At 50.3% G+C, this 6,575-nt stretch carries 6 protein-coding genes; 3 read left to right on the plus strand and 3 right to left on the minus strand.

Annotated elements, in window-relative coordinates; genetic code table 11:
- The first annotated feature begins 72 nt into the window (after positions 1-72).
- Positions 73-312 (plus strand): type II toxin-antitoxin system MqsA family antitoxin, encoded by a 240-nt coding sequence (locus Q7V06_RS08145; protein ID WP_304840421.1) that lies wholly within the window; start codon positions 73-75, stop codon positions 310-312.
- Between the two features lie 111 nt (positions 313-423).
- Here Q7V06_RS08145 and Q7V06_RS08150 read toward each other — a convergent pair whose 3' ends face one another.
- The 3 genes from Q7V06_RS08150 to Q7V06_RS08160 form a co-directional block, all read right to left on the minus strand.
- Positions 424-1,713 (minus strand): sodium-dependent transporter, encoded by a 1,290-nt coding sequence (locus Q7V06_RS08150; RefSeq protein ID WP_304840423.1) that lies wholly within the window; start codon positions 1,711-1,713, stop codon positions 424-426.
- A 65-nt stretch (positions 1,714-1,778) separates the two neighbouring features.
- Positions 1,779-3,317 (minus strand): C45 family peptidase, encoded by a 1,539-nt coding sequence (locus Q7V06_RS08155; RefSeq protein ID WP_304840426.1) that lies wholly within the window; start codon positions 3,315-3,317, stop codon positions 1,779-1,781.
- A 368-nt stretch (positions 3,318-3,685) separates the two neighbouring features.
- Positions 3,686-3,883: a zinc ribbon domain-containing protein gene (locus Q7V06_RS08160; protein ID WP_304840428.1), complete on the minus strand. Its 198-nt coding sequence runs from the start codon at positions 3,881-3,883 to the stop codon at positions 3,686-3,688.
- Positions 3,884-4,534: 651 nt separating this feature from the next.
- Here Q7V06_RS08160 and Q7V06_RS08165 point away from each other — a divergent pair.
- Positions 4,535-5,698, plus strand: a complete 1,164-nt coding sequence (locus Q7V06_RS08165) for a hypothetical protein (RefSeq protein ID WP_304840430.1) — start codon at positions 4,535-4,537, stop codon at positions 5,696-5,698.
- Between the two features lie 297 nt (positions 5,699-5,995).
- Positions 5,996-6,575 (plus strand): hypothetical protein (locus Q7V06_RS08170; RefSeq protein ID WP_304840432.1); only part of this gene is annotated, 580 nt, incomplete at its 3' end.

The following is a 6,575-nucleotide window of genomic DNA, read 5'->3' on the forward strand; positions in this document are numbered from 1 at the left end:
TTACAAATAACACACTTCATCATCTTCTCCTCATCCTGATCAATGGATAGATAACAAGATGAGGAGAAGATGATGAAGTGTGTTATTTGTAAGAGTGGAGAGACACGATCCGGTAAGACTACGATCACCTTCGAGCGTGAAGGGTTAACCCTGGTGGTGAAGGAGGTTCCGGCAGAGATCTGTATGAACTGCGGGGAAGATTATGTGGATGAGTCGATCACCCATGAGATCATGATGCTGGCTGAACGGATTTCACAGAACGGCACTCTTATTGATGTCCGCAGGTATGTTCCTGGTTCTGTAACCTGCTGAAAGCACTGCAATCTGGGAATAGGATCTCCGGAGTCAATTATACCACCAGACAGAGTTATACTGTGGTGGATATACTTCTCTTCGAGAGGTGGTACTTCTCTGTTTTTCTGTTTACATTGAGAAGAGGGTGGCAACCCGGAAGGAGAGGGTGATCAGGAGGGCCGCTGGTATGACGTACCGGCAGAGGACGGGGACCGCCCGGATGAGAGAAGAGCTCTCCGAGAGGTCCCCCCAGAGGGTCTTCTGGTCAAAGAGCCAGGCGAAAGCGATCGAGAGGAGGAGAGCGGAGGCTGAGAGTCCGATGGTCCCGAAGACCTCGTCCATTGCGTCGAGGATGGGGATATCAGCGATTCTGAGGGATATGGCACTGTAGCTTGCAGCAGCAGGCATGCCGATGATGATGAGAAGGAGTGTGACAAAAGCTGCCATTGAACGTCTGGATATCCCAAAGACCCCTGCCAGGGCGGCTGTTGGGACTTCGATGAAGGAGATGGCAGAGCTTGTTGCGGCAAAGAAGACGAGGAGAAAGAAGAAGACGGCAAAGACCGCACCAAACGGCATCAGCTCAAAGGCGTAGGGGAGTGTGGTGAAGACAAGCTCTGGTCCGGCTGCTGGTTCAAGGCCGTAGGTGAAGACGATCGAGAAGATGACGGTCCCGGCGAGGAGGGAGGCACAGATATCTGCGATGGTGACGGTTGCCGCCGAGAGCGGGATCTTTTCACCTGACCCAAGGTAAGCCCCATAGGTGAGGAGTGTTCCGTATCCGACCGAGAGCGAAAAGAACGCCTGACCGAGGGCTGCACCCCAGATGAGAGGATCAGAGAGAACCGAGAAGTCCGGCGTGAAGAGGTAAGAGAGACCTGCACCAGCGCCCGGGAGCCGGATTGCGAAGATGAGCATGATGATAAGGAGGATGAAGATGAGCGGGACAAGGACGGTTGTTACCCTTTCGATCCCCTTCGTAACGCCGGATGATACGATCGCTCCACAGAGGATGGCTGCAAGAATGAAGAAAAAGATCGGGAGGTACGATCCCGTAAAATCTGAGAAGGGCTCAAGGGTTCCGGTGAGGGAGAAGGCGAGGTACCCACATGTCCATCCCGTGATGACGAGATAGTATGAGATGACCCCGATTACCACGAGTAAGACGATCCAGCCTGCCCACCGGATAGAAGCCTTTTCGAAGGCGGCGATGATGGCACTCCGTGTCTGCTGGCCAGCCCGCATCTCAAGGATCATCAGAGGCAATCCGACGAGGAGGACGGCTGTGAGGTAAGGGATGAGGTATGCACCGCCGCCGTTCTGGCCGACGACCGTTGAGAACCGCCATATGTTTCCGATACCGACAGCTGATCCGATTGCGGCTAGTATGAATCCGGAACGGGAAGACCAGACCTCCATGCCCTATGGTTGGTGTTATACCAGATATGGGTTTCACATCGGGTCGATGAAGAGGGGGGGAGAGATTATCCGCCACGTACCATCTTCGCATGAGCGGTCACCAAAGAGAAGGCCGTAGCAGCTTTTGAGAGTGAGTGAGATCTCTCATATGAATCTGCTGTGAGGATTGCATGATCATGCCACCAGACACCTTCCCAATAGATCTCCTGAATGGAGCTCCACCGGGCAATCATCTCCCGATCACCAGATTTTTTCATCGTCTTCACCGCCACCCACATCTCGTTCTCCGCATCTGATCTGAGGTTGTAAACCAGGGTTTCCGGCGACTTTCCGACAGTAATATTAACATATGTTCCGGTCTGGCCAGGCGCCATAGTCCCCCATATGGGAGTGTCCGGGTTTCCTGTACAGATTGAGACGATATCATCGCCTGGTACGGCAATGAAGGAATATAGGGTGGAGACATCAGGGTGGAACCGGTTGACGGTGTTGGTACTCCATGGATCATCTCTATGCCATCTCTGGCCATCCCACCAGTCGCATGAAGAGAGGATATTCTGGAAAAGGGTATAATCCACCGATCCGGGATAGTCGCTGATGATCTTCTCAACAGTACTATACCGGTAATAACTTGATGGGTTGTACTCGAGTGGGTCCCATACAGGCTGGGAAGGTCGCATGGCTGGTTCAAAATAATGGTTTGTGGCGATGATGGAGTCAAACCGTTTGGTCTTCGTCGGTTCACGAATAGCATATCTGACCCTGCTTGCTTCGATTACTTCCATTGCTCCTGACGAATCAGCCAGGAGCCGGTTTAAGGAGAAGCCACGGGTGATGGAGAGGAGGATATTCTCAGCTTCGGGGACGGTGGCAGCAGTCATCCCCACATAGGCGAGTTCGAGAAAACCGATGATACCAGGTCCGATATCCCCTGGTCCCTGTGAGGGGCCGGAGGTGACGATAGAGATCAGCCCCTGTTCATTGACAACGGCATTACTCCCGATTCGTCCTGCACCAGACGGAATAATGCACGAATATCCGTCATCAGGGTAGAGTGCCAGGATCACGCCATAGGAGTTTGATGGAACCGGATAGTAATCATAATTGACACCGGCGATCAGACTCGTATTCTCTTCATAGACCGCAAAGGCGGTGCAGTGCTCCTGAATCGCAGGCCCTTCGCGGTTTCCATAATAGAGCATTATAATCGGATCGAGTGGTGAGAATGGGATTCCCTGGTCATTCATCGCATCAGAGATCCCCTCGAAGAACCGGATGAAATCAAAATCGGGCAGTTCCGTTCTGATATACTCCTGTGATACCAGAGATGCGTTTACAATATCTGCATACGAGTTCCTGGAGAGTGCGGATGCAAGAGAGGAGTCACGCACAATAGCGATAGAATCTGCCACCTGGAGACCGTACTGGTATCCCATCTCATATGGACTTCCTGTAAGGATGATCACCGGCATCACTCCGGGTGGGGGGAGGTATGCCGGAGATACCGGGGAGGTGGACGTTGTAGTGTATGCTGCAGTTGGAGCCACAGAGACGAGGAGAGTCAGTATGATGAGACAGCAGGAGAGTGGCAGGGACGTGCGCATGAGTAATTCTCAGAAGTTTTTATTGAATAAACTATGCTTCAGCCGACCACCTGGTCCTGTGCTGACTCGGATCCGCATAGGTGATTGGTATCAGTTGAGAGACCCTTCTCCACCAGAGAGTTCGGGAGGAGGAGAGAAGAAACACGTACGGAGTGTACCAGAATGATCTCCCGTAGTAATCCCTTCAGCCATCCGCACTGCCTATCAGATGATAGTTAAATGGTTCTGTAACCTGACACCACCCATCCTATCCTCCTGCATCTTCAGGAGGCTGACTGCCACAATGAATTCGCGTGAGTATCCATTCCCATCTTTTGGAAGCAGGTCATTGGGGGCTCAGGTTTTCGTATCGTGACTACTCACTCAACTCAAGTCAGGGGCATCCATGCAGTATTTGCAAGAGATTGTAGCCCCAATCTCATAATATTGATCGATGCATTCAAATCACGATCCATAATCAACCCGCAATGGGAGCAGGTATGGACTCGATCAGGGAGTGTCTTCTTCACGATGACACCACAGGTCGAACACATTTGCGTCGTCTGCGCGCACCCCGTGATTTCCACTGGAACCCGGAAGATCGTGAGCTATCTATTCTGGAAAGGGCGGCGCATGCATTAACCATTACGTTTCCAGGTTTGTATTACCACACTTTCCTTCTGCCGGATAGTGAGTGCGCTATGCTGATCTTGCTCCATGTGTTTCTGCATCCTGCCGGTTATGCCCGTATGCAGTCAACCGGTAAACAAGGAGACACACATCCCAGAGCAGATCTGTTTGAGTCTGCTACCACTACGGAATTATTGTAGGAATAATGTGTCTCATCAGATCTATAGGCGGATTAAACGGAGGATAGGAGACAGAAAAACAAACTGGATTGGTAGCAGCTAGTACGTTGCTGATCTGAGATCACAGGTGCTCAAAGGGGTGATGCAAAGGATCACATGAGAAACCAAGCCACTGATCCGGATAACAAACAGAAAAGACCCTAGAAAGAGACCTCGGCATCAAAACAGAGTGTGAGAAATAACACACTGACACACGACAGAGATATCTGCATCAGGGGAAAGGTTTTATCAATTAGCATCTGATTATTCGATACAGATATTGTAACCGGATCAGGATCACAGGATACATATTTTGGAAATCCAAAGATACTACATAACGATAAAGGTGCTTTACAGGTTTCAATTATGATCTCCCGTCGTCATATATTCATGCTGGTGGGCATCGCTCTCATCAGCAGTATCATCCTCACACAGGCTCTTCCTGCAATTCCGGAGGGGCAGCTATCATCCGGCGACCCCGGGAGCATAGCCGTTATGAACCAGAATTCAGAGGATCAAAATACCGATCCATCCGTAGAATCAACAGACGAACCATTTGATATCAGATCGTTTCTGAGAAAATACTTCGGAAAGCCAAAGGCAAATGAAGATGAGAGCCTGGCAGAAAACTGCACAGAAAACGAAACACTGACCTTCCCTCCAACAGATGATGAGATATTCCAGATGATCCTCAGGAACGAGTCATTCAGCTTCAACCTCCTCTCACTCCAGTGCATAATTGCACTCGATCAGGGAGATCAGAACACCCTCAAGAGCAATGCCGCGAGACTGCATGATCTCGCCGTAGATCTCCATGAACAGGTCGAACCCCTTGAAGTCGAGCCGCATCACTATGGGAGAAAAGCTCTCTTCCTCGAATCGATGGGCAGCTTTATCGATGTCACCGGTGTCCTAAAGGAAGGACTTCCACACTACGTCAGTGAACGGAGGGCAGCATATCTCTCCCTCACCTCAGCAATCGAACGCTTGGATAACGTGATCAGGAACATAAACTGCCAGACAGTGCCGCCGGGAACAACAGAAGATGTGACCGGCCTTGAAGTGATGCCGGAGGTTCTTCGTCCAGATGATATCCTCCCGGCAGGCATGCCGGCGATCTACCGTGATGCAACAAATAGTAACGAGATCTCCATCTACCCACAGTATGCCAGGAAGATGCAGAGTCTGTATTATGAAGAGCGGCAGGGGCTCGGTTTTGCGACGCGGCATCTGAATGCTGCTGAAGGCAGGTCCTATATCATGGTGTATATGGTTGTCACTCATCGCGGAAACATGGATGGGAAGAAGTATACCATCCAGACACCTGCACTCTCTGCATTCACCCTCCACGGACCGGAGGAATCCTACAAGCCAGTCTCAACGCCGGAATATACCTCACTTGGAGAGATGTACACACAGAAGACACTTGACCGAAAGGAGAGTACCAGGTGTTCCCTCCTCTTCGAGGTGCCGGAGGATCTTATCATCAATAATGCCTACATCTCTGCCAATCTCGGATCAGGGTATGGAACCATCTCCTGGAATCTCACCTGAGCGCTGATCATCACCGTAAGCCAGCGTGCAGACGGTGTTGGTTCCATATCCGGGGGATTGAAAGGAACTCACTCAATTGTGTGGTGAAGAGGGAATGCTAATCTTTCCGGATGCATCTGATCATCCAGTAGTATTGCAAGGAGACACAATTCAGTGTTCAATCCAATACCAACTTAACTCCGGTATAGATTACATCAAATGTCCCTCAAGATTGAAGAAAGAAGAGATCTAAACAATAGTACCTGAACCAATCAATAAAGAGAGAGGAAAAGAACACATGCTATCTGGATTGGAAGGATGGCACTACCCGTTCCCCTCAAGGGTACTAGAGAGATCGGACCTGTGATATATATGGAGCAGCGAGTCAAACACCGGAAATATGGAATAGGTACCATCAAATCCGAAAAAAATTTCGGGTACGAGAAATGTGTTCATTTTGACAGTGGTCTCCACGCATGGATTCATCATGAGATGCTCACACCAGTCTCTGAGGATGAAACATCAGATTCTACACCCATAGCTTACGATCCGCACTCTATTGAGTCTCTCGGTCACCACGACGATGAGGGGGCACTCTATACAAGTACCGGCAGAGACGTTTTCTCAATCTATTACGATGGTGAACCAGAAAGTACCTTGAGCGAACAGGAACCACTCCCTACCTTTGGGCTGGTAAGTAGCGGAGAGGAAAGCGTAAAAGAGGAGAGAAGGGAGAGAAAAGAGAGCGAAGGTCAGGAGAATGTCGTAAGCGAACAGGAACCACTCCCTGCCTTTGGGCTGGTAAGTAGCGGAGAGGAAAGCGTAAAAGAGGAGAGAAGGGAGAGAAAAGAGAGCGAAGGTCAGGAAAATGTCGTAAGCGAACAGGAACCACTCCCTG

It is taken from the genome of Methanocalculus sp., from assembly GCF_030651615.1.
Taxonomy (GTDB): Archaea; Halobacteriota; Methanomicrobia; order Methanomicrobiales; family Methanocorpusculaceae; genus Methanocalculus.

Excerpts from the sequence above, each read along its gene's own strand:
- Q7V06_RS08145 (WP_304840421.1), top strand. The coding sequence starts at position 73 with ATGAAGTGTGTTATTTGTAAGAGTGGAGAGACACGATCCGGTAAGACT.
- Q7V06_RS08150 (WP_304840423.1), bottom strand. The coding sequence starts at position 1,713 with ATGGAGGTCTGGTCTTCCCGTTCCGGATTCATACTAGCCGCAATCGGA.
- Q7V06_RS08155 (WP_304840426.1), bottom strand. The coding sequence starts at position 3,317 with ATGCGCACGTCCCTGCCACTCTCCTGCTGTCTCATCATACTGACTCTC.
- Q7V06_RS08165 (WP_304840430.1), top strand. The coding sequence starts at position 4,535 with ATGCTGGTGGGCATCGCTCTCATCAGCAGTATCATCCTCACACAGGCT.